This is a genomic window from Nocardia shimofusensis NBRC 100134, from assembly GCF_001613125.1.
Taxonomy (GTDB): domain Bacteria; phylum Actinomycetota; class Actinomycetes; order Mycobacteriales; family Mycobacteriaceae; genus Nocardia; species Nocardia shimofusensis.
On sequence record NZ_BDBT01000008.1, the window covers coordinates 191817 to 214696 of the forward strand.

Annotated in this window: 14 protein-coding genes and 1 tRNA gene; 8 read left to right on the forward strand and 7 right to left on the reverse strand. The window is 69.7% G+C overall.

The window, feature by feature from the left end; genetic code table 11:
• Positions 1-277 precede the first annotated feature (277 nt).
• Both NS3_RS11605 and gltB read right to left on the reverse strand, forming a co-directional pair.
• The gene (locus NS3_RS11605; protein WP_067858015.1) at positions 278-1747 is read right to left on the reverse strand and encodes a glutamate synthase subunit beta; all 1470 of its coding nucleotides are present in this window, start codon (positions 1745-1747) and stop codon (positions 278-280) included.
• On the reverse strand, positions 1740-6386 hold the full coding sequence (gene gltB / locus NS3_RS11610) for a glutamate synthase large subunit (protein WP_067858018.1): 4647 nt from the start codon (positions 6384-6386) through the stop codon (positions 1740-1742). Before gltB ends, NS3_RS11605 begins: the two co-directional genes overlap by 8 nt.
• Before the next feature lie 1004 nt (positions 6387-7390).
• Here gltB and NS3_RS11615 point away from each other — a divergent pair.
• The 5 genes from NS3_RS11615 to NS3_RS11635 are packed head-to-tail and all read left to right on the forward strand — an operon-like array spanning position 7391 to position 13313.
• Entirely contained in the window at positions 7391-9079 is a 1689-nt protein-coding gene (locus NS3_RS11615) for a DUF4407 domain-containing protein (RefSeq protein WP_067858021.1), read from the forward strand.
• 10 nt (positions 9080-9089) lie between these two features.
• The gene (locus NS3_RS11620) at positions 9090-9968 is read left to right on the forward strand and encodes a hypothetical protein (RefSeq protein WP_067858024.1); all 879 of its coding nucleotides are present in this window, start codon (positions 9090-9092) and stop codon (positions 9966-9968) included.
• Positions 9965-10984 carry a DUF4129 domain-containing protein gene (locus NS3_RS11625; RefSeq protein ID WP_067858027.1) on the forward strand — a complete coding sequence of 340 codons (1020 nt, stop codon included), beginning with the start codon at positions 9965-9967 and terminating at the stop codon, positions 10982-10984. The genes NS3_RS11620 and NS3_RS11625 overlap by 4 nt, the downstream gene beginning before the upstream one ends.
• A gap of 8 nt (positions 10985-10992) precedes the next feature.
• Positions 10993-12015: an AAA family ATPase gene (locus tag NS3_RS11630; protein ID WP_245649576.1), complete on the forward strand. Its 1023-nt coding sequence runs from the start codon at positions 10993-10995 to the stop codon at positions 12013-12015.
• A 2-nt stretch (positions 12016-12017) separates the two neighbouring features.
• Positions 12018-13313: a DUF58 domain-containing protein gene (locus NS3_RS11635; protein ID WP_067858030.1), complete on the forward strand. Its 1296-nt coding sequence runs from the start codon at positions 12018-12020 to the stop codon at positions 13311-13313.
• 35 nt (positions 13314-13348) lie between these two features.
• Here NS3_RS11635 and NS3_RS11640 read toward each other — a convergent pair whose 3' ends face one another.
• Positions 13349-14125, reverse strand: a complete 777-nt coding sequence (locus NS3_RS11640) for an RDD family protein (protein WP_067858033.1) — start codon at positions 14123-14125, stop codon at positions 13349-13351.
• A gap of 44 nt (positions 14126-14169) precedes the next feature.
• Here NS3_RS11640 and NS3_RS11645 point away from each other — a divergent pair, with 44 nt between their 5' ends.
• Positions 14170-15309 carry a stage II sporulation protein M gene (locus NS3_RS11645; RefSeq protein WP_084495379.1) on the forward strand — a complete coding sequence of 380 codons (1140 nt, stop codon included), beginning with the start codon at positions 14170-14172 and terminating at the stop codon, positions 15307-15309.
• Between the two features lie 712 nt (positions 15310-16021).
• On the opposite strand, the gene NS3_RS11650 is transcribed toward NS3_RS11645, so the two are convergent.
• Positions 16022-18178, reverse strand: coding sequence for an MMPL family transporter (locus NS3_RS11650; RefSeq protein WP_067858036.1), 2157 nt, complete (start codon positions 18176-18178; stop codon positions 16022-16024).
• Positions 18179-18268: 90 nt separating this feature from the next.
• On the opposite strand from NS3_RS11650, the gene NS3_RS11655 reads away from it, so the two are divergent.
• The gene (locus NS3_RS11655; protein ID WP_067858039.1) at positions 18269-18937 is read left to right on the forward strand and encodes a TetR/AcrR family transcriptional regulator; all 669 of its coding nucleotides are present in this window, start codon (positions 18269-18271) and stop codon (positions 18935-18937) included.
• 40 nt (positions 18938-18977) lie between these two features.
• Here the strand turns inward: NS3_RS11655 and NS3_RS11660 are convergent, their stop codons facing one another.
• From NS3_RS11660 to NS3_RS11670, 3 genes are all read right to left on the reverse strand, one after another.
• A complete protein-coding gene (locus NS3_RS11660; RefSeq protein WP_067858043.1) occupies positions 18978-19745 on the reverse strand; it encodes an SDR family NAD(P)-dependent oxidoreductase in 768 nt (255 codons plus the stop codon).
• Positions 19746-19754: 9 nt separating this feature from the next.
• The gene (locus NS3_RS11665; RefSeq protein WP_067858046.1) at positions 19755-20744 is read right to left on the reverse strand and encodes an exodeoxyribonuclease III; all 990 of its coding nucleotides are present in this window, start codon (positions 20742-20744) and stop codon (positions 19755-19757) included.
• Positions 20745-20908: 164 nt separating this feature from the next.
• Positions 20909-20991 (reverse strand) — tRNA-Leu (locus NS3_RS11670).
• 263 nt (positions 20992-21254) lie between these two features.
• Here NS3_RS11670 and NS3_RS11675 point away from each other — a divergent pair.
• Positions 21255-22781: an FHA domain-containing protein gene (locus NS3_RS11675; RefSeq protein ID WP_067858049.1), complete on the forward strand. Its 1527-nt coding sequence runs from the start codon at positions 21255-21257 to the stop codon at positions 22779-22781.
• The last annotated feature ends 99 nt before the right edge of the window (positions 22782-22880 follow it).

Below are 22880 nucleotides of genomic sequence, written 5' to 3' on the forward strand. Positions count from 1 at the left end.
AGTTCGCGCTGATCATGCTGGACCCTGCGGATTTCGCGTCAGTGAACACGCGGTTTCTTCCGGCTACCCACCCCGGGATCGCAGTCCGATCGTCATCACCTTAGGGCTCGCGCGGCGCGCCCGCCATTCGGACCGGCGATTCCCGGCGAATTACCCTTTCCACGCGCCGGCGACGTGCTGAAACAAGCTGTGCCACTGTGACGAAAAAGCGCCCGTGGACGAGTTGTCCACGGGCGCCTGGAGTTTCGCGCGGGCAGTGTGCCGCGCGGTGGTCAGCTCAGCGCTGGGCCACCATGGTGGGGGTGATCGGCGCGGGCAGCGCGGTCTCGCCCTCCAGGTACTGGTCGACCGCCGACGCCGCGGCGCGACCCTCGGCGATGGCCCACACGATCAGCGACTGGCCGCGGCCCATGTCACCGGCGACGAACACGCCGGGCACATTGGTGGCCCAGCCCTTGTCACGCTGCACATTGCCACGCTGGTCGTAGCCGACGCCGAGATCGGTGAGCAGGCCGCCCTTCTCGGGGCCGACGAAGCCCATCGCCAGCAGCACCAGATCGGCTTCGAGGGTGAAGTCGGTGCCCGCGACCTTCTCGAAGCGGCCGTTGACCATCTTCACCTCGTGCGCCTCGAGGCCGGTGACCTTGCCGTCCTTGCCGACGAAGCGCTCGGTGTTGACCGAGAACACCCGCTCGCCGCCCTCCTCGTGCGCCGAGGACACCCGGTACATCAGCGGGTAGGTCGGCCACGGGGTCGAGGCGGCGCGCTCCTCCGGCGGACGCGGCATGATCTCGAACTGGTGCACCGAGACCGCGCCGTGCCGGTGTGAGGTGCCCAGGCAGTCCGCGCCGGTGTCGCCGCCGCCGATGATGACGACCTTCTTGCCCTTGGCATGGATGGGCGGCAGACCCTCGTCGTCGGTGACCGGGTCGCCGTGCTGCACCCGGTTGGACCAGGGCAGGAACTCCATCGCCTGATGGATGCCGTCCAGCTCGCGACCCGGGATCGGCAGATCACGGGCCTGGGTGGCGCCGCCGGCCAGCACGACCGCGTCGAACTGCTCGCGCAGTTCCTCGGCGGTGATGTCCACGCCGACGTTCACGCCGGTGCGGAAGATGGTGCCCTCGGCCTCCATCTGCGCCAGACGGCGGTCGATGAAGCGCTTCTCCATCTTGAATTCCGGGATGCCGTAGCGCAGCAGGCCGCCGATGCGGTCGGCGCGCTCGAACACCGTCACGGTGTGACCGGCGCGAGTCAGCTGCTGCGCGGCGGCCAGACCGGCCGGACCGGAGCCCACGACGGCGACCTTCTTGCCGGTCAGACGGGTCGGGTAGACCGGGGTCACCCAGCCCTCGTCGAAGGCGTTCTCGATGATCTCGACCTCGACCTGCTTGATCGTGACCGGATCCTGGTTGATGCCGAGCACACAGGAGGCCTCGCACGGCGCCGGGCACAGCCGCCCGGTGAACTCCGGGAAGTTGTTGGTCGCGTGCAGCCGGTCGATGCCCTCGCGCCAGCGGTCCTTGTACACCAGGTCGTTCCACTCGGGAATCAGGTTCCCCAGCGGACAACCGTTGTGGCAGAACGGGATACCGCAGTCCATGCAACGGCTGGCCTGGGTCTGCAGGGTCTCGTGCGAGAACTTGTCCTCGTAGACCTCTTTCCAGTCCAGCAGCCGCAGCGGAACCGGGCGCCGGGCGGGCAGTTCCCGCTTGGTGTGCTTCAGAAATCCCTGTGGGTCAGCCACGAGCGGCCTCCATGATCGCCTCGTCGACATCCTTCCCAGCCTTTTCGGCCTCGGAGATGGCGAGCAGAACCTTCTTGTATTCGCGCGGCATGACCTTCACGAAGTGATTCACCTGCTGGGACCAATCGCCGAGAATGCGATCGGCGACCGCCGAACCGGTCTTGTCGCGGTGTTCGGTGATGATGTCGCGCAGCCAGGTGAAGTCGTCGCCGGACAGCTGCTCGAGCGCCTCGCGCTGCTCCGGGCTGACCTGGGTGACGAACGTGGCATCGGGGTCGTAGACGAAGGCGACGCCGCCGGACATACCGGCGCCGAAGTTGCGCCCGGTCGCGCCGAGGATCACCACGCGGCCACCGGTCATGTACTCGCAGCCGTGGTCGCCCACGCCCTCGACGACCGCGGTCGCGCCCGAGTTGCGCACCGCGAACCGCTCGCCGACCACGCCGTTGATGAACGCCTTGCCGCTGGTCGCGCCGAACAGGATCACGTTGCCCGCGATGATGTTGTTCTCGGCGACGAAGTCCTCGGGGGCGTTCGGCGCCGGGCGGACCACCAGGTGACCGCCCGAGAGGCCCTTGCCGACATAGTCGTTCGCGTCGCCCTGCACCCGCAGCGTGATGCCCGCGGGGACGAAGGCGCCGAAGCTGTTGCCCGCCGAACCGGTGAAGGTGATGTCGATGGTGTCGTCGGGCAGGCCCGCGCCACCGTAGAGCTTGGTCACCTCGTGGCCGAGCATGGTGCCGACCGTCCGGTTGACGTTGGTGATCTTGGTTTCGATCTTGACCGGCTTGCCGAGCTCCAGGGCGTCGCGCGCCTCGGTGATCAGCTGCTGGTCCAGCGCCCTGTCCAAGCCGTGGTCCTGGGTCTTGGTGCAGCGACGATCCTGGAACATGAACGCCGTCTCGATGTCGTCGAGGATCGGCGAGAGATCCAGCTTGCTGGCCTTCCAGTGCTGCTTGGCCTTGGTGGTGTCGAGCAGGTCGACCCGGCCGATGGCCTCGTCCAGCGTGCGGAAGCCCAGCTGCGCCAGCAGTTCGCGCACCTCTTCGGCGATGAACTGGAAGAAGTTCACCACGAACTCCGGCTTGCCGGTGAAGCGCTCGCGCAGCACCGGGTTCTGGGTGGCGACGCCGACCGGGCAGGTGTCCAGGTGGCACACGCGCATCATGATGCAGCCCGAGACCACCAGCGGAGCGGTGGCGAAGCCGTACTCCTCGGCGCCGAGCAGCGCGGCGATCATGACATCGCGGCCGGTCTTCATCTGGCCGTCGACCTGCACCACGATGCGGTCGCGCAGGCCGTTGAGCAGCAGCGTCTGCTGGGTCTCGGCCAGGCCGAGCTCCCAGGGGCCGCCCGCGTGCTTGAGCGAGGTGAGCGGCGAGGCGCCGGTGCCGCCGTCGTGGCCGGAGATCAGCACCACGTCCGCGTGCGCCTTGGAGACGCCCGCGGCGACGGTGCCGACACCGGGCTCGGCCACGAGTTTCACGTGAATCCGAGCCTGCGGGTTCGCGTTCTTCAGGTCGTGGATCAGCTGCGCCAGATCCTCGATCGAGTAGATGTCGTGGTGCGGCGGCGGCGAGATCAGGCCGACGCCCGGCGTCGAGTGCCGTACCTCGGCGACCCACGGGTACACCTTGTGCGCGGGCAGCTGACCGCCCTCGCCCGGCTTGGCGCCCTGGGCCATCTTGATCTGGATGTCGGTGCAGTTGGTCAGGTAGTGCGCGGTCACACCGAAGCGGCCGGAGGCCACCTGCTTGATCGCGCTGCGCCGCCAGTCGCCGTTGTCCTCGACTTCGAAGCGCGCCGGATGCTCGCCGCCCTCACCGGAGTTCGAGCGGCCGCCGATGCGGTTCATCGCGATCGCCAGCGTCTCGTGCGCCTCCGAGGAGATCGAGCCGTAGCTCATCGCGCCGGTGGAGAAGCGCTTGACGATCTCGGAGACGGGCTCGACCTCGTCGATGGAGATCGGCGCGCGCGCACCGGTCTTGAACTTGAACAGACCGCGCAGCGAGGCCAGCCGCTCGGACTGGTCGTCGACCAGCTTGGTGTACTCCTTGAAGATCGAGTACTGACCCGAGCGGGTCGCGTGCTGCAGCTTGAACACCGTGTCCGGGTTGAACAGGTGGTACTCGCCCTCGCGGCGCCACTGGTACTCACCGCCGACCTCGAGCTCGCGATGCGCGCGCTCGTTGCGGTTCTCCAGGAACGCGACCCGGTGCCGGGCGGCGACATCGTCGGCGATCTCGTCGAGACCGATGCCGTCCAGCGGCGAGCGCAGACCGGTGAAGTACTCGTCGACCAGGTCCTGCGACAAACCGATGACCTGGAACAGTTGCGCGCCGTTGTAGGAGGCCATGGTGGAGATGCCCATCTTGGACATCACCTTCAGCACGCCCTTGCCTGCGCCCTTGATGTAGTTCGCGACGGCCTTCTCGTAGTCCGTGGCGACGCTGCCGGTGCCCAGCTCGAGCGCGCCGCGCTCGATCATGTCCTCGATGGTCTCGAAGGCCATGTAGGGGTTGATCGCGCCGGCGCCGAAGCCGACCAGCATGGCCATGTGGTGCACCTCGCGGGCGTCACCGGCCTCCACGATCAGGCCGACCTTGGTGCGGGTGCGCTCGCGCACCAGGTGGTGGTGCACCGAGGAGGTCAGCAGCAGCGACGGGATGGGAGCCAGCTTCTCGTTCGACTCGCGGTCGGAGAGCACGATGAGCTTGGCGCCGCCCTCGATCGCGGCCGAGACCTGGGTGTTGATGGCCTCCAGGGCCCGGCGCAGGCCCTCGCCGCCGTCCTTCACCTGGTACAGACCGCGCACGACCACCGAACGCAGCTCCGGCTGGGAGCCGTCGTCGTTGATGTGGACCAGCTTGGCCAGCTCGTCGTTGTCCAGGATCGGCTGCTCGATGGCGATCTGCTTGCACGACTCCGGGCCGGGGTGCAGCAGGTCGGCCTCGGTGCCGAGGTTGCGCTTGAGGCTGGTGACGACCTCTTCCCGGATGGCGTCCAGCGGCGGGTTGGTGACCTGCGCGAACAGCTGGGAGAAGTAGTCGAACAGCAGCCGCGGGCGCGCCGACAGCACCGCGATCGGGGTGTCGGTGCCCATCGAGCCGAGCGCCTCGCCGCCGGTCTTGGCCATCGGCGAGATCAGCAGGCTCAGTTCCTCGTTGGTGTAGCCGAAGATCTGCTGCCGGATCAGCACGCGATCGTGCGACATGTGCACGTGCGGGCGGTCGGGCAGGTCGGCCAGCCGGGTCACGCCCTCGTCCAGCCACTGCTGGTAGGGGTGCTCGGCGGCGAGCTGGGTCTTGATCTCGTTGTCGTCGACGATGCGACCCTGCGAGGTGTCGACCAGGAACATGCGGCCCGGCTGCAGGCGGGCCTTGCGGACCACCTTGGACGGGTCGATGTCGAGCACGCCGACCTCGGAGGCCATCACGACCAGGCCGTCCTCGGTCACCCAGACGCGACTGGGGCGCAGGCCGTTGCGGTCGAGCACGGCGCCGACCACGGTGCCGTCGGTGAAGCAGACCGAGGCCGGACCGTCCCACGGCTCCATCAGCATGGAGTGGTACTCGTAGAAGGCGCGCAGCTGCGGGTCCATGCTGTCGTGGCGTTCCCATGCCTCGGGAATCATCATCAGCACGGCGTGCGGCAGCGGGCGACCGCCCAGGTGCAGCAGCTCGAGGACCTCGTCGAAGCGCGCGGTGTCGCTGGCCTTCGGGGTACAGACGGGGAAGATCTTCGACAGCCGGTTGTTGCCCGCGGAATCGATGCCGAACACGTCGCTGTTCAGCAGCGCCTCACGCGCGCGCATCCAGTTCTCGTTGCCGGTGACGGTGTTGATCTCACCGTTGTGCGCGACGCGGCGGAACGGATGGGCCAGCGGCCAGGACGGGAAGGTGTTGGTGGAGAACCGGGAGTGCACGATGCCCAGCGCCGACTCGACGCGGTCGTCCTGCAGATCCAGGTAGAACGCGCGCAGCTGCGGAGTGGTGAACATGCCCTTGTAGACGAAGGTCTGCCCGGACAGGCTCGGGAAGTAGACCGTCTCGCGACCGGTCGCGCCCTCGCCGGCACCCTGGTTGCCGAGCTCGTGCTCGATGCGCTTGCGGATGACATAGGAGCGCCGCTCCAAGTCCATGCCGGAGAGCTGCTCGGCCGAGTTCTTCGGGGAGGCGATGAAGATCTGCCGGAAGGTCGGCATGGCGTCGCGCGCCAGCGCACCGAGGGAGCTCTCGTCGATCGGCACCTCGCGCCAGCCGAGAACCTCGAGGCCCTCTTCCTTGACGATCTTCTCCACGCCGTAGGACGCGCGGGCGGCCTCGCGCCGCGCCTGCGGCAGGAAGGCGATGCCGGAGGCATAGGAGCCCTCGGGCGGCAGCTCGAATCCGGCCACGGCACGGAAGAAGCGGTCCGGAATCTGGATCAGGATGCCCGCGCCGTCGCCGGAGTTCGGCTCGGCGCCCGCGGCACCGCGGTGTTCCAGGTTCAACAGGGCCGTGATGGCCTTGTCGACGATGTCGCGGCTACGACGGCCGTGCATGTCGACGACGAATGCGACACCACAGGCGTCGTGTTCGTTCGCCGGGTCGTAGAGACCGATGGGGCCAGGTGACCTGTGGCCAGGAAGTTGCGTCATGCCTCTGCCTTCAAGAAAGTGGCCTTCGGAGAAAGACCTCGAGGAAAACGGTCTTTCGTTGAACGCCTCCGTCAAGACTGCGCCCGTACGATCCGGAAACCAGCCGCGCTGATGGTCTTCCGGCGTGCAGTCACGTCTCCAGTTGTCCACCCGCTGGTTAATACAAGTGGGTGCTCGGCGGTAACGGAACGCTTACACGTTCCTTACCTCCGCGCGGGTGCTCGCCCACTACTGTGGGCACCGGCTTCGAGAGCCCGAGCAGGCGAGGTGCCGAGCGTTTATGGCGTTCGGCGTAAGAGCAAACGATAAGTCAGGTCCGGGGCCCAACAAACTTAGGTAATGCTAATAACCTGGTCTAGCTGGGCTTCTTCAAATCGGTCCTCCACGTGTGCGCGTTGTCCAGTGTAAAGCAGGCCATCGGCCCCGATCGATCCCCCGGCACCGGGTGCCAGGGGCGCGAAGAAGAGGGTTCGAGGGGGCTCCTACGGCGGCCGCCGAACCTCGGAATCGGCCGCCACCTGCATCGAAGATGATTTCCCAGCCGCCTCCAGCGGCAAACCAACCTCTGCGCGGCTAACTCCCCGGCCGTCCGGTGAGACATTTCCGACACCGGGTGCGACAGGCCGTTAACCTGATCCGACCGTCCGGATTCTTTTTCTCGTCGTGTGCCACAGCACACTTTCGGCAACCTTGCCGCTACCGCAGGGTTTCCGGCCTCGGATGCCCCTGTCCCGTCAAAACCGTTGCGGCCCTGCGCCACACCCTTCGACCGACGTTTTCGCGGTGCCGTACCACTTCTCGCGGACCCCTCTCACCTCGGCGAACAGCCTGGCCGCCGGGGTCTCGCCCGGCGTCGCCGATCCCGCGATGTGAGCCTGCCCACATCCGCCCTCGCATGCTCGGTGTGTCGGGCCACGGCCTGCCACTCTGGCTCTCCGAATATCCGCTCGAATGCCAAGCGCCGCCGCCCTCGCCGACCCGTCGATTCCGGAGGAAGTGCACCCATGTCCGTCACCGGAATGTTCATCCGGCTCGGTGGCGCGCAGCCGAGTGCGATCGGCGAAGCGTACGAGCGCGCCGGCTATGCCCTCACCGGGGTGGCGGTCACGGTGTCCGCGCTGGTGGCCGGTGGTGTCGCCGCCGCCGCGAGCGCGTCGATCCGGCCGGTCGCGGGGGTGGCGGTCGTCGCCGCCGGGGTCGCCGGGGTCGCCGCGGTGGCCGCGGTGGCCGGGGTGATCGCCAGGGCGCTGGTGTCCTCGCCGGGTACCGCGCCGCGCAGGCTCTGGTTCCTCGGGCGGGTGCTGCTCGCCCTCGCCCTCGGGGTGCTCCTGGGCGAAGCCGCCACCGTCGTGGCCCACGCTGCCGCCGTGGACCGCGTTCTCGACGAGAAGGCGCATGCCGCAGCGGAATCCGCGCCCGACGTGATCGCCGCACGAGCCGCCCTCGAGCGCGCCGTCGCCGACCGGGCGGCGCTGGAACACACGATCACCGAAGCCGCGGCCGAGGCCGATCGAGCGCTGGTGACCGCACGCTGCGAGTTCAACCCGACCGAACAGTGCCCGTCCACCAGGATCACCGGCGTCCCCGGCGACGGTCCCGAGCACCGGACCGCACAAGCCGTGCTCGACGATGCCCGCGGCCGGCTCGCCGCCGCCCGCGACCTGGCTCCCGGCCTGGATCAGCGCGTCCGGGCAGCCGAACAGAACCTGACCACGGCGTACGAAACGGCCGAGCGGACCGGTGATCGCGGGCCCGGCGCGCGTTGGGCGGCCATGCACGAGCACACCACCGCCTCGGCCGCCGCCCTGTTGCCCCGCCTGGCCGCACTGCTCGCCGGTCTGCTCGTCGCGCTGCTGCCGTTGCTGGTTCGCCGGTGGCTGGGGGTGACCTCGCTGGACCGCCACGCCGCCGCCCGCGCGGCCGTGGACGCCGCCGAACGCGACGCCGAAGCCGCGATCGCCGTGCAGCGGGCCCGGCTGCGCGCCGCCGCCGAGGAACTGCGCGCCGAACAGGAACTGGCGGCGGTCCGGCTGAGCACCGCGATCCACGCCGCCGCTCCCCTGCCGGAACTCGGCGAGGCTCGATCACCGATACCAGGAACCCGATCGCCCGCTGCCGGAGCTGGATCGGCGGCCGCGGGCACCGGATCGTCACCTTCCGGATGGGCCGGGGCGTCGTCGGTGAGGTCCGCGGCAACCGCCGCGGCACCCCCGGCAGGGCCGGAATCCGGCCCCGGCGAAGGCACCCCGGTCGTCGAGCCGTTCGGTGACGGCAAGCGCCGTACCCGGGTGATCGCCGCGCTCGGCGGGCTGGAAATCGGTATCACGGAGTTCGCCCGGCCGGTACACGCCGCACCGGAACACGGCCGAGCAGATCTGCCCGTCCTGGGGAACCTGCCGTTCACAGGATGGATCGGGCCGCTGGTGCCCACGTTCGTCCTCGACGCCGTGGAGACCGCGACCCGGCCGCTGCGGGCCGCTCGCCAGGCCGTCGAGGACGTCGAGGAACTCACCTTCACTCTGCGGCACAGCCGCACGATCACCGTGGCCGTCCGGGAGACGGTTCCTGGGGCGGGGGTCTGGTCCGACCGCGCGGTGACCGCGACGGTTGTGGACGTGGAGCCGATGATTCACGGGGAACCGACGGTCGAGGCGGATTCTCGCGCCCCCTCCCCCGGAACACGTTTCCATTAGACTCCGAACCGTGCTGCCAGCCGTTGATCCGGCCGGCGTCACCGGGGCGGGGGACGAACCGGCGCCGGGGTCGCCCGGACCCGTCCCCATCCGCCCGCTGACCTTCCGTGAACTGCTGGATCTGCCGTTCGCGTTGATCCAGGCCGACCTCGCCACTCTGGCGATTCTCGGCGGCGGTGCCGTCGTGATCGCCGAACTCACCGTCGCGCTGCTCACCGTGAGCGTCGCCGAGCTCACCGGCGGCTCCGACGATGCCATCGGGTGGACGGCGGTGCTGACCACGCTGGCCTGTGCCTGGATGGTGCGCGTCGTGTTGCGCGGCACCGTCGTCCCGATCGCACTGGCGTCCGTCTTCGGGCGGCGGATGCGCCCGCGCGCGGCCCTGGCCGCCCTGGGCTCGCACGCCGCCGCTGTCCTCACCGCGCACGTGGTGTTCACGCTGGTGGGGGTCGGGGTACTCGCGCTGGGCATCCTGCTGATCACGGTTCCGTTCGTCGTGGTCTGGCTCGGTTATCTGCGCGGCGGGCGTTTCCCGCTGCCCGCGGTGCTCTACGCCGAGCCGGTGTCCTATCGCGAGGGGGTCGCCCGCACCAAGGTGCTCACCTCGGGAGCGCAGTGGCGGCTGACCGGATTGTGGCTGCTGCAACGCGGTTTGTTCGCGGTGTTGACGGTGCCGCTGTTCGGCCTGGCGATGTACGTCTCCGATGTCTCCGGTACCCGCATGTGGCCGGTGATCGTGCTGCTCACCTCGATGTCGCTGGTGCTGGCGGCCTTCGCCGAGATCGTCGAATCCTGCTCGCGGGTGGTCCATTACATCGACGCGCGATGCCGCAGGGAGGGCATGGACATCCGGGTGCCCGACGCGGGCCGGGAAGGGCGGCGAGCATGACCGAGCACGATCGCCGAGCCCCCGACCCGCCGCTGCTAGGAGCCGCGGCCGAGCATCGCGCCGCCGCCGAGGAGGCCGCCGCTCGCCGCGACTTCGACCGCGCGCTGCGGGAACGGTTCCGCGCGGTGCTGCGCGGGATGGAACAGCGCGGCGTGCTCGAGACCCGCCGCTCGCGCACCGCCGACGAGACCGCCGTCGACGCCTCCGCTGTGCTCCCGCTCGAGGTGTCCACCGAACTACAACCCGCCGCGCACAGTTTCGACGAGGTCGTCTACGGCGGGCGCGGCGCCACCGAGGACGAGTACCGCAGGCTCGAATACGCCGACACGTTCTCCGCGGCCGCGCCGCCGCCACGGCCCGAACCGGAAGTGCGCGAGGTCGTCGAGGCCGCGCCACGCACCCGCCGCAGGGTGCCGCCACTGCCCGCGCTGCTGCGCAATCCCAGGTTCTGGGCCGGGCTGGCGGCCGTGCTCGTGCTGGGTCTGCTGCTCTACGCCGCGCTGCATTCCTGCGCCGCGCCCACCGCGCCGCCGCCGCAGCCGCCGCCGCCGGATCTGCCGCCCCCTGACGACCCCGACCTGCCCTCGATCGAGGGCGAGGACTCGATCTTCTCCCGGCTGCCCGCGCCGCTGGCCTACGGCGGACTGCAGTTGCTGATCGCGTTCGCGCTGCTGATCTGGTGGCGCGCCAGGCGGCGCGGCGCGCTGGTGCGCGAGCCGCGCCCGGTGGAGGTCGCGGCCAACGAGCTACTGGCCGGGCAGGCCGCGCTGTACCGGCGCGGCGGCGACCACGACTACATCGCGGCGAAACTGCGCGCGGCCACGCTGCGCCGGATCAGGCCCGAACTCGGCGCGGCGGCCGACGCGGATCACGACGGGCTGGTGCGCGCGGTCGCCGCCCGCACCGGCCTCGATCCCGGCCTGGTGTACGCGGCCATGTTCGCCCCGGTGCCCGACGCGTCCGCGCTGCGCGTGGTCGCCGCTCAGCTGGCTTCGATCGAGACGGAGGTCCGATGACCACGGACATGACGAAATCCCCGGACGCCCCCGCGAGCTCCGCCCCGACGGGCGGCGTCCCGGCCGAGACAGCACCGACCGCGGAGCAGGCGCTCGCCGCGCTGGCCGCGCTGCGCGCCGAGGTCGGCAAGGCCGTGGTGGGCAACGACAATGCGGTGCTGTATCTGGTGCTCGCGCTGCTGTGCCGCGGCCACGTGCTGCTCGAGGGGGTGCCCGGTGTGGCCAAGACGCTGCTGGTGCGCGCACTGGCCAGGTCGCTGGATCTCGAGCACGCCCGCGTGCAGTTCACTCCCGACCTGATGCCGGGCGATGTGACCGGGTCGCAGATCTACGACCCGCATTCGGCCGAGTTCACCTTCCGCCACGGCCCGGTGTTCACCAATCTGCTGCTGGCCGACGAGATCAACCGCACCCCGCCGAAGACCCAGTCCGCGCTGCTGGAGTCGATGGAGGAGCGGCAGGTCTCGGTGGACGGTCAGCCACGGCCGCTGCCGGACCCGTTCGTGGTGATCGCCACCCAGAACCCGATCGAGCAAGAGGGCACCTATCCGCTGCCGGAGGCGCAGCTGGACCGCTTCCTGTTCAAGGTCGACATCCAGCTGCCCGGCCGCGACGACGAGTTCCGCGTCCTGCAGCGTCACGCCGCCGGCTTCGACCCGCGCGATCTGGCCGCCGCCGGTCTGCGCCCGGTCGCCGGGCCCGCGCACATCGCCGCGGCCCGCGCGGCCGTCGGCACGGTGGCGGTCAGCCCCGAGGTGCTCGCCTACATCGTGGATCTGTGCCGGGCGACTCGCAGCGCGCCCGCCGTCCGGCACGGCGCGTCCACCCGCGGCGCGACCGCGCTGATGGCCGCCGCCCGAGCCTTCGCCTGGCTGAACGGGCGCGCCTTCACCACCCCCGACGATGTGAAGTTCGTGGCGACGACGGTGCTGCGGCACCGCCTCCAGTTGCGTCCCGAGGCGGAGCTGGACGGCGTCACCGCCGAGGCCGTGCTGGCCGGGCTGCTGCACTCGGTCCCGGTTCCGGTGTAGTCGTGGTCGTCAGCGGTCGACTGGTCGCGGTGGCAGCGCTGCTGGCGCTCGGCGTCGCGCTCGTGCTGCCCTCCTGGATCGGCGTCGTGGCGGCCACCGCGGTGCTGGTGATGCTGGTGTGCGCGGATCTGGCCGCCCTCGCGCGACCCGAGGACCTCGCGCTGTCCAGGCAGGCGCTGACCACGGTGCGGCTCGGCCGCGACGCCGACGTCGAACTGACCGTGGTCAACACCGGCACGCGCACCGCGCGCGGCATGCTGTGGGACGACTGGCCCGACAGCGCGGGTGCCCGGCACCGGATCCGCCGCTTCGATCTGGCGCCGAACACCAAGCTGCGATCGCGGACCACGCTGACCCCGCGCCACCGCGGCGATCGCGTCGCCGGTCCGGTCACGATTCGGCTGTTCGGCCCGCTCGGCTTGGCGGGCAGACAGTTCCGCCGCACGGTCGAGGCCGGACTGCGCACGCTGCCCGCCTTCCGCAGCGAGTACCTGCTGCGTTCGAAGGTCAGGCGGCTGCAGCATCTGGAAGGCCGCAATGTCGCCAACACCCGCGGTCAGGGCAGCGAATTCGACTCCTTTCGTGAATACGTCGCCGGGGACGACGTGCGCTCCATCGACTGGCGCGCCACCGCCCGCGCCACCGATGTACTGGTGCGCACCTGGCGCCCGGAACGCAATCGGCACGTGCTGATGGTGCTCGACACCGGTCGGGTCGCCGCGGGCCGCGTCGGCGACGGCACCCGCCTGGACGCCGCGATCGAGGCCGCGCTGCTGCTGGGCGGACTGGCCGCCGCGGCCGGCGACACCGTCGATCTGCTGGCCTACGACCGCACGGTGCGCGCCGAAGTGCGCGGCGCGGCAGGCAATCGTCTGCAGCCCCAACTCATGCACGCCTTGGCCGGCGTGGTGCCCGTCATGACCGACACCGACAGCGCGGGCTTGGTCCGTGCCACCCTGGAACGCGCCAGGCGGCGGTGCCTGGTCGTGTTGTTCACCGGCCTGGACGCCGCTGTCGTGGAGGAGAATTTGCTCCCGGCGCTCCCGGTGCTGGCCCACCGTCACCGGGTGCTGGTGGTGTCGGTGGTCGATCCGGAGATCGCCGCGGCCGCCGCCGCGCGCGACAGTCTCGACGACATCTATCTCGCCGCCGCCGCCGAATCCGCGCTCGCCGAACGATCGCTGGTGCAGGAGTCGTTGCGGCGCAAGGGTATCGAGGTGGTTTCCGCGGCGCCCGATCGACTGCCGAGTCTGCTGGCCGACGAATACCTGGAGCTCAAACAGTCCGGCTCGCTATGAGACGCGCTGTCGATCGATCGGGGCGACCCGGACGGTCAGACCGTCCGGAGCAGTCCCGGCCCGCCCGGGGCCAGTGCGCGCCGCTGACGTTCGGCGAGGATCGCGCCGAGGATCTGCACCGGCGGGTAACCCTGTGGCCGGGGCACCGCCAACCGGGCACAGACCGCCTCGGCCAACCGGTGGCCGAGACTGTCCTGTGCCTGCGGGGTGAGAGTCGGCAGCCGGGTGAGGTACTGACGCACCGCGAGCCCGAGATCTTCGGAGATGCCGGACAGATCCAGACGCGCCGCCCAGTCGGACAGCCAGGGCGGGGTACGGGCCAGCGCGGGCGCGGGCAACGGCGCCTCGGCGTGCACGACCACGGTGCCCGCGAGCACATCGCCGACCCGGCGGGCCGAAGGCGAGCACAGCGAGGTGAGCACCGCGATCACACCGAAGCCGCCGAACATCCAGAAATCGACGATCGCGCCCGCCAGCCCACGGGTGACCGCGTGCCGGAAGTCGATCGGCCCGCCGTCCGCGCGCAGCACCCGCAGGCCGAGCGCGGCCTTGCCGAGCGTCCGCCCGCGCGTCAGGGTCTCGCAGGCGACCGGGTAACCGACCAGGACGGCGACGATCGTGACAATGGTCGCGGTGTCCAGCCAGGCGGAGTCCGCGCCGCTGTCGACCAGCAGGACGGCGATGGCCAGGAACAACCCGAAGGCGCACGTCACCTGGACCACCACATCGATGAGGAACGCGGCAGCCCTGGTGGGGATGCGGGCGATCGGCAGCTCGAGGGCGACCGCTTCGCCGGTGGTGAATTCAGCCATCTCGTCAGCATTCTCTCGACCGGCGGTAGTGGAAGGCAACCGACATGGACGTAGACGCATACAGTTACGCACACCGGCGGGCCTGGTTTCGACTCGACCAGCTCGCGCGCAAGCGCAAACTCACCGGGGCCGAGGCCGATGAACTGGTCGTGCTCTACCGGCGGACCTCCCAGCAGCTGGCGCGTCTGCAGACACACAGCCCGGACCCGCAGCTGGTCGCGGGCTTGAGCGCGATCCTGACCAGGGCACGAGTCCGCGTGGCAGGCACCAGGTCCGACACCTGGGTCCAGATCGGCAGGTTCTTCACCCACACCTTCCCGGCAGCGGTGTATCGCGCCTGGCCGTGGTGGGTGGGGGTGGCGGCGACGTTCCTCACGGTCGCCGCTGGGCTGGGCACTTGGATCGAGGGCTCCGGCCGGGCCAAGGAGTTCTTCGGCCTCCCGGACGACCACGAGGCGCTGACCGCGCCGGGCGGCGCCTTCGAGACCTACTACACCGAGCATCCGAACGACGCCTTCGCCGCCCAGGTGTGGACCAACAACTCGTGGGTCGCCGCGATCGCCCTGTTCACCGGCGTGCTGATCCTGCCCGCGGTGTACCTGCTGTTCATGAACGCGCTGAACGTCGGCGTCAGCGCGGGCCTGATGGCCGACGCGGGCAGGCTGGACGCCTTCTTCGGATTCATCCTCCCGCACGGCACGCTGGAGCTGACCGCGGTGTTCGTGGCAGGCGGCGCCGGATTGCAGCTGGGCTGGACGCTGATCGATCCGGGCAGGCTCGGCCGGCTGGAAGCGGTGGCGCGGCAGGGCCGGGCGACCGCGGCGATCGCGATGGGCCTGGTACTCGTGCTGTTCGTCTCCGGCCTGCTGGAGGGCTTCGTGACCCCGAGCGGCCTGCCCGCGCCGGTGCGGGTGGCGATCGGCTTCCTCGCCGAGGCGTTGTTCCTCGCCTACGTCTTCGTGCTGGGCCGCCGCGCGGCGGGGACTTCGTCCGGCGCGAGCGGGAGTGATCCGATCGATGCGCGGGCCGTCGTGCCGGGCTTTACGCGGGCGGCGATCGAAGCGGACGCCGGCATCACGGGCGCGAACGCCGCGCGGTGGGGCCTGTCGGGTGCGGCTGTCCCGGGTTCGGGTGTCGGCGAGATGAACGAGCAGACAACAGTGAGCACACCGGGCTCGCGATGAGGCGGGATAATAAACAGCAATCGCGTCCTGCGAATTACCTTGCGACATCCCCCATTTGAGTTCCGCTGGCCGCAGCGAGTCCAGCTCAGCTGCGGCCAGCGTTGCCGTTGACTCTACACAATCGTTACCCCCACGCAACCCCTTCCGGGCATTGTCAACCGGTTTGATCACGGTCCAGTTAACCCTCGCCAACGCCCCGCCGGCCCACATTCAGCTAATCCGCAGCGCCCGCCACGGCGGCGCGTTCGCGGTCCCGGAAACAGGGTTGAATGCTCATGCACCTGCACCGGCAGGCGCCTCGCCATAGACCTCTCAATGGAGTCTTGAAGAAATAGCGGTACACCCACCAAGAATTCGGTATGCCCACCAGATGGACTGCCTGCCAGGACTTTTGCGGACAATCGCGGGATTGCTGGAAGTTTCGAGTTCGAAAAAAGACTTGCAGTTTGTTTAGGCCGCAATATCCAGTACTCGCATACTGTTCGGACGGTTCGGGCATCACTTCCGACGGTATGCCCGGAAGGTAACCAGCGGCCCCCTCCGTGGATACGAACGCACCGCCTCAGCAGCATGTGCGCAACTGGATATCCAAACTGTGATCTTCGCTACATGCAGGTGATTACCTGGGGTTTTCGCGACCGCACGGCCGTGCCCGGCCGGTGTTCTCCGAACCGGCCGGGCACGGCGACAGGTCGTCATACCGCAGCGACGATCACGCTTCGGCCAAGCCGAACCTCGCGTGCACCAGACGCAACGGCCGGGGCGCGTACCAGGCCGCGCGCCCGAGCAGGCGCATGGTGACCGGAACCAACACACCGCGCACCAGGGTGGCGTCGATCAGAATCGCCAGGCCCGCCCCCAATCCGAAGAACTGGATGAACCGCACGTCGCTGGTGACGAAGGCGAGGAAGCTGATGGAGATCAGCGCCGCCGCGGTGGTGACCAGCCTGCCGGTGCGCGCGACGCCCTCGACCACGGCCGTCTCGGTGCTCGCTCCGCCGTCGTGCAACTCCTTGATCCGGCTGACCACGAACACCTCGTAATCCATCGACAGGCCGAAGGTGATGCAGAACAGCAGCAACAGCATCGACACGTCCAGCGGCGCCGGGGTGAACCCGAGCGGACCCGACAGGAAGCCTTCCTGGAAGACCAGCACCATCAGTCCCAGCGTGGCCGCCAGGCTCAGCGCGTTGGACGCCAGCGCCCGCAGCGGTTGGATCACGCTGCCGGTGAACAGGAACAGCAGCACGAAGGTGGTCAGCACGATCCAGGCGAGCGCGGCGGGCAACCGGGAACCGATGGAGGCCAGACTGTCTCGCAGTTCGGCGGCCTCACCGCCGACCAAGGCGGTGGTCCCGGCGGGCGCCGGCACGGCGCGCACCCGGTCGACCAGGTCACGTGCCTCGGCGGAGTCGCGGTCCAGATCGGTGCGCACGTCAAGACGTTGGGCGTCGGCGCGCGCGAAGCGCAGGTCCGCCGGGGAGGTCGCGACCAGCGCGCCGCCTGCGAATGTGCCTGCGGCGGAATCGACCTGGCCCACCCGGTCCACCCGCGAGAGCGCGGCGGCGTAGTCGGCCAATGGCGGCCCGGCGACCGGGGACGCGATCACGACCGTCAGCGCACCCGACTCGCCGCCGCCGAACTCCGAGCGCATCGCGTCCCCGACCTGCCTGACCTCGGTGGCGGTGGGCAGCACCCGATCGTCGGGCGTACCGAAGCGCACCCCGAGCAGCGGCGCGGCGGCCAGCAGCAGGACCAGCACGACCGGCACGCCGGTCAGCAGCGGCCTGCGCATCGCTGTGCGCGCCACACCTGCCCAGAACGGCGCCGCGTCACCGCGCAGGCCACGCACGCCGGGGACGCGCAGCGCGTCGGAACGGTCGCCGAGCACGGTCAGCAGTGCGGGCAGGGTGAACACCGCGGCGGCCGCCGAGATCGCCACCACCCCGATGCCCGCGTAGGCGAAGGAGCGCAGAAAGTACTGCGGGAAGATCACCAACGACGACAGCGCCGCCACCACGGTCGCGGCGCTGAACGCGATGGTGCGCCCCGAGGTCGACACCGCGAGGACCACCGCCTCCCCGGTATCCGCTCCGTCGGCCCGGCGTTCCCGGAAGCGGCTGACCATCAGCAGCCCGTAGTCCACGGCCAACCCCAAGCCCAATGCCGTGGTCAGGTTGACCGCGTAGATCGAGACATCGGTGAGCGAGCCGAGCACCGACAGTTCGGCGAATGTGCCCAGGATCGCGATGCCGCCGGTGAGCAGGACGAGCAGGGCCGCGATCACATTGCCGAAGGCCAGCACGAGCAACGCCAGGATGATCGGCACCGCGATCCCCTCGGCCAGGCCGAGATCCTTGCCGATCTGTGCACTGATGGCGTGGAAGGTCGGATCGAAGCCGCCTACCTGGACTCGGGCTACCGGCCCGTCGGCGCGATAGTCGGCGATGATCTGCCCGGCGTGCTCGGAAGCTTCCGCATCCGGGTTGCCCGCCAGGATCACCGCGGCGGCCCCGTCGGTGGATTTCATCGCGGGAGCACCGGTCTCCCAGTAGGACACGATGTCGGTGAGCCGGGCGTCGGCCCGGAGTTCCCGGGTGAGGTTCCGGCCGAACTCGGCCACCGCGGAGCTGTCCACATCGCCGTTGCCCGCACGGACCAGGAACACGTAGTCGGTGCCCGCGCCGTAGTGCTCGGTGAGCGCGTCGGCCGCGAGACTGGCTTCCGCGCCCGGGTCCTCTTGGCCGCCCGAATCCATCTTCGAGAAGGCGGTGACACCGAGCGCCGCGCCCGCGACCAGCGCGAGAACGCTGGCGACGAGGATCCAGCGGGCCCGCCGGACGATGAATCTGCCCAGGTTGTCGAACATCTCGACCCTTTCGATCACACATGTTTACGGGTGACAACTTTGCAGGTGTTAACTTGCCACCGCATGTGCACAGGTGTCAACATCGAAAGAGTGACCACTTCCGCGAAAGCACGTCGCTACCACCATGGAGATCTACGGAACGCCCTGGTCACGGCCGCTGCGGAGCTGGCGGAGACCGGCGGTCCGGAAGCGGTCACGGTGCGCGCGGCGGCTCGGCGTGTCGGCGTCACCCCGACCGCCGCGTACCGGCACTTCACCAATCACGAGGAGCTGCTCGACGCCGCGCAGGAGCAGGCGCAGCAGACCTTGTTCGCGGCCATGGGCGAGGTGCTCGCCGGGCTGCCCCCCGGTGCCGACGCGGTGGCCCGGCTCTCGGCGATCGGGCACGGATACATCACCTTCGCCCAGCGCGAGCCCGGCCTGTTCCGCACCGCCTTCTGCAGCAAGCCCGAACCGACCGGCCCCGGCGAATGGAACGCGCCCGCCTTCCAGTTGCTCTCGACGGTGCTCGACGAACTGGTCGAGATCGGCTTCACCGATCCGGCACACCGGCCCGACGCCGAATACGCCGCCTGGGCCGCGGTGCACGGGATGGCCTCGCTCATCGTCGACCGCGCGGTCGGCCATCTGAACTCCGACGAACGCGCGGCCGCCATCGCCCGCACCCTGGACCTGGTGCGCTTCGGCCTGGCGACCGGACCGAACGCCGCGACACTGCTGGCCGCGGCGACGCCGGTCGGACGAACGCGAAACGGGTGACCCCGCACTCGCGGAATCACCCGTCACACTGTCGGCGAACTCACATGAGCGCGCCGCCGTCGACGCGGATCTCGGTGCCGGTCATGTAGCGACCGTCGTCGGAGGCGACCATCGCGACCACGCCCGCGATATCCTCCGGCGAGCCGAGCTTGCCGCCGTCGAGCCAGCCGATCTGGCGGGCGTAGAGACTGAAATCGGCTCCGTCGGGCTGATCCATGATCGATTTCGTGGTGATCCCGCTGGTGATGCCCGCGGGCACGATGTTCACCGCGCGCAGACCGTCCTTGGCGTACTCCAGCGCGATGGCGTGGGTGAAAGCGTTCACGCCGCCCTTGGACGCCGCGTAGGCCGCGAGGTAGGGCGCGGCACTGAAGGCCGAGGTGGAGGACAGGTTCACCACCACTCCGTGCCCGGATTCCACCAGCGCGGGCAGCGCGGCCTGCGTCACCAGGAAGGTGCCGGTGAGGTTGACGGTGATGACCTGGTTCCATGCCTCCAGCGGCATCTCGTGGGTGCGCGCCGGTTTCAGGATGCCCGCGGCGTTGACCAGCACATCGAGCCCGCCGAGGAATTCGCGCGCGCTTGCGAGGGCGGCCGCGACCGAGTCCGGGGCGGTGATGTCGATCTGCACCGACCGCAGCCGGTCGGCGTCCTCGCCGGCCTTCTCGGCGGTGAGGTCGAGCCCGGCGGAGTCGATGTCGGCGGCGACCAGCTGCGCCCCCTCCGCCAGCAGCCGCAGGGCGATGCCCTGTCCGATGCCCGAGCCCGCACCGGTGACCAGGACGCGACGACCGTCGTATCTACGCATGGAGAGAAACTAGAACAGGTTATCGTCCAGATCAACAGTGCGGCGCCTCGCGGACCCGCTCTCCAGGGCCGCGAGGTCGTAGTCGACGACCACCGGCGCGTGATCGCTGATCCGCCGGTCCGCCGCCGGATCCCGATCGGTTCCCGCGCAGACCGAGGCGCGCGCGAGTGCCGGCGTCGCGAGGTGGTAGTCGATGCGCCAGCCGACATCGTCGGTGAACGACCGCCCGAGCCAGGACCACCACGAATACGGTCCGTCGATACCCGGATGATGGTGACGCACCACGTCGACGAGGGTGCGCGGCGAAAGGATCGAGTCGAACCACGCCCGTTCCTCGGGGAGGTAGCCCTCGACCTGATTACTACGGCGCCAGTTCCGCACGTCGTGCCGGGTGTGCGCGATATTGAGGTCGCCCATCAGCAACAGTTCTCGGCCCTGCGCACGAGCGGCGCGCCTGGCCCTGGTGAGCTGACGCGCGTACGCCTCGAGGAACCGCATCTTGCGGTGATAGCGGGCGCCACCGTCCGGCGCCTCCCGCATCCGGCCCGGCTTCTGCAGATGAGCGGGTAACCCGCCCTTCGGCAGATACAGCGACGCCACGGTGATCGGCGCGTCCGCGAGCTCGACCTCGACATAGCGGCCCTGATCGGCGAATTCCCGCAACCCCCGCGCCAAGGGGACAGGGTCGAGGTCCACCGTGTCGAGATCCACCGTGTCGAGGTGATCGCCGCCCGGCTGCCGAAGCAGCACCGTGCCGCTCCACGAACGCACCGCCCGCGGCGGGTGGCGGGTCAGGATCGCGACGCCGTTGCGTCCCGGCACGGTTCCCTGCTCATAGGTGAGGTGGTGATCACCGAACACTCCGGCCGGAATCGCCGCCGCGGGCGCACGGACTTCCTGCAACGCGACCACATCGGGCGCTCGAGCACGCAGCCACTCCTCGAACCCGCGGCGCTGCGCCGCACGAATCCCGTTGATATTGAAGGTCGCGATGCGCACGATCGGCGAGTCTAGATTCGATATGTCCGGATTCCTGAGCCGGTGCTCGATCGAGCCCGGGTCGGTACAGCCGGGTCGGATCAGCCGGGCGGAACACAGATGAGGCCGGGAACTCGATGCGAGTTCCCGGCCTCATCTGTCACAGTTCACCGAACTGCTCTCTGTGGGCGAAGGGGGACTTGAACCCCCACGTCCTTTCGGACACTGGCACCTGAAGCCAGCGCGTCTGCCATTCCGCCACTCGCCCGAGCGACTCGAAGACAGTAACACGCCGATCTGGGAGACATGAAATCGGCAGCTCAGGGTTGGTTGTACGGTCCTGTGTACAGCCCGGAGAACGACCCGGGAACCCTGTGGTGTTCCCGTGAGTTACCGATGTAGCGAATCAGCGGTGCCGGTTCGCGGATATCATGCAGGGGACGTGGCCGTTCGACGACACGCCCGCCGCGTGTGTCGTTGTTATCAAGCTGGGAATGACCAAAGGAAGACGCTCACCGAAGGGAGGCCGGCATGGGCATCGTTTCACGGTTCGAGCGTCGTCTGCAGGGCGCCGTCGGTGACGTGTTCGCCCGGGTCTTCGGGGGCAGCGTCGTGCCCCAGGAAGTCGAGGCTGCGCTGCAGCGCGAAGCCGCCGACAATGTGCAGGACGTGGGTGGCGGTCACCTGTTGGCTCCCAACAGCTATGTGATCACCATCAACTCCGCAGACCACCAGCAACTGGACGCCGATCACGACCTCACGACCCGCGCGTTCGCCAAACATCTCCAGGACTACATCCGTGATCAAGGGTGGCAGACCTACGGCGAAGTACACGTAGCGTTCGAGGCATCACCTACGCTGCACACCGGACAGTTCAGGGCGAGCGGCCGCGTCGATCCGGACGTCGGTCGCCGGGGCTCCCCGGCCCCGAGCCCAGAACCCACGCCACAACGACCTGCACACCCGCACCCAGGAGCTGGCCCCATGACGCAGAACTCTGGCTACGACCCGAGCCGTGAGCCCGCGGAGTCCGATCCACGTAATCGCGGGTACGCTCCGCCGCCCGCGGGCCGTCCCGCCGCCGGCCCGAACGGCGCATACCCCGACGAGTACGGCCGCGGTGGCGCGCCGTACGGCGGCGGGGGCGGCGATTACCGCGCACCGGAGTCCGGTCAGGGGTACGGCGACTACCAGAACGGCTACGACTACCAGCAGGGTGCCGACTACCAGCAGGGCGCCGACTACCAGCAGGGCGGCGCGCCCGGGTACGCCCCGCAGGGCGGCGGTTACGGTCGGCCCGGCTACGGCGATCAGGGCTACGAGCAGCCCGGCTACGGCGGCGATCAGGGCTATGCCCAGGGCGGCGCCGACCAGGGCGGTTACGGACAGGGCGGCGGCCAGCAGGCCTACGCCGATCCCGGCTACGGACAGCCGGGCGCGGGCCAGCAGGGCTACGCCGACCAGGGCGGCTACGGACAGGGCGCGGGCTACGGCGCCCAGCAGGGCGGCTACGGCGACCAGGGCTACGCCGAACCCGGCTACGGCCAGGGCGCGCCCGGCTACGGCCAGCCGGGCTACGCCGAACCCGGCTACCGTGATCCCGGTTACGCCGAGCCCGGCTACGGCGCCGACGAACCGGCTGCCGGATACGGCCAGGCGGCCCCGGCTCCCGCTCCGGCCGCGGGCGGCGGCTACCCGCAACAGCCGGGCTACGGCCAGCAGGCCGGTTACGCCGCTCCCGCCTACGGCGGCGCTCCGGCCGCCGGCTCCGGCTACTCGGCCACCCTCCAGCTCGACGACGGCAGCGGCCGTACCTACCAGCTGCGCGAGGGCTCGAACATCATCGGCCGTGGTCAGGACGCGCATTTCCGGCTGCCCGACACCGGCGTCTCGCGCCGCCACATCGAGGTCCGCTGGGACGGCCAGACGGCCATGCTCTCCGACCTCGGCTCGACCAACGGCACGTTGGTCAACGGCTCACCGGTGCAGGACTGGCAACTCGCCGACGGCGACGTGATCCGGGCCGGACATTCGGAGATCCTGATCCGGATCGTGTGATCCCGTAAGCTCGCGATCATCGAGAATCGGCCGACAGCCCTATGATGCTGCCTACGCGCGGCTCCGCACGGAGTCTCGCGGCAGGCAGTTGTGTGGGGG

Bases quoted from the DNA above. Each gene is read 5' to 3' on its own strand.
- gltB (WP_067858018.1), bottom strand. From the start codon at position 6,386: ATGACGCAACTTCCTGGCCACAGGTCACCTGGCCCCATCGGTCTCTAC.
- NS3_RS11615 (WP_067858021.1), top strand. From the start codon at position 7,391: ATGTCCGTCACCGGAATGTTCATCCGGCTCGGTGGCGCGCAGCCGAGT.
- NS3_RS11625 (WP_067858027.1), top strand. From the start codon at position 9,965: ATGACCGAGCACGATCGCCGAGCCCCCGACCCGCCGCTGCTAGGAGCC.
- NS3_RS11630 (WP_245649576.1), top strand. From the start codon at position 10,993: ATGACGAAATCCCCGGACGCCCCCGCGAGCTCCGCCCCGACGGGCGGC.
- NS3_RS11640 (WP_067858033.1), bottom strand. From the start codon at position 14,125: ATGGCTGAATTCACCACCGGCGAAGCGGTCGCCCTCGAGCTGCCGATC.
- NS3_RS11645 (WP_084495379.1), top strand. From the start codon at position 14,170: ATGGACGTAGACGCATACAGTTACGCACACCGGCGGGCCTGGTTTCGA.
- NS3_RS11650 (WP_067858036.1), bottom strand. From the start codon at position 18,178: ATGTTCGACAACCTGGGCAGATTCATCGTCCGGCGGGCCCGCTGGATC.
- NS3_RS11660 (WP_067858043.1), bottom strand. From the start codon at position 19,745: ATGCGTAGATACGACGGTCGTCGCGTCCTGGTCACCGGTGCGGGCTCG.
- NS3_RS11675 (WP_067858049.1), top strand. From the start codon at position 21,255: ATGGGCATCGTTTCACGGTTCGAGCGTCGTCTGCAGGGCGCCGTCGGT.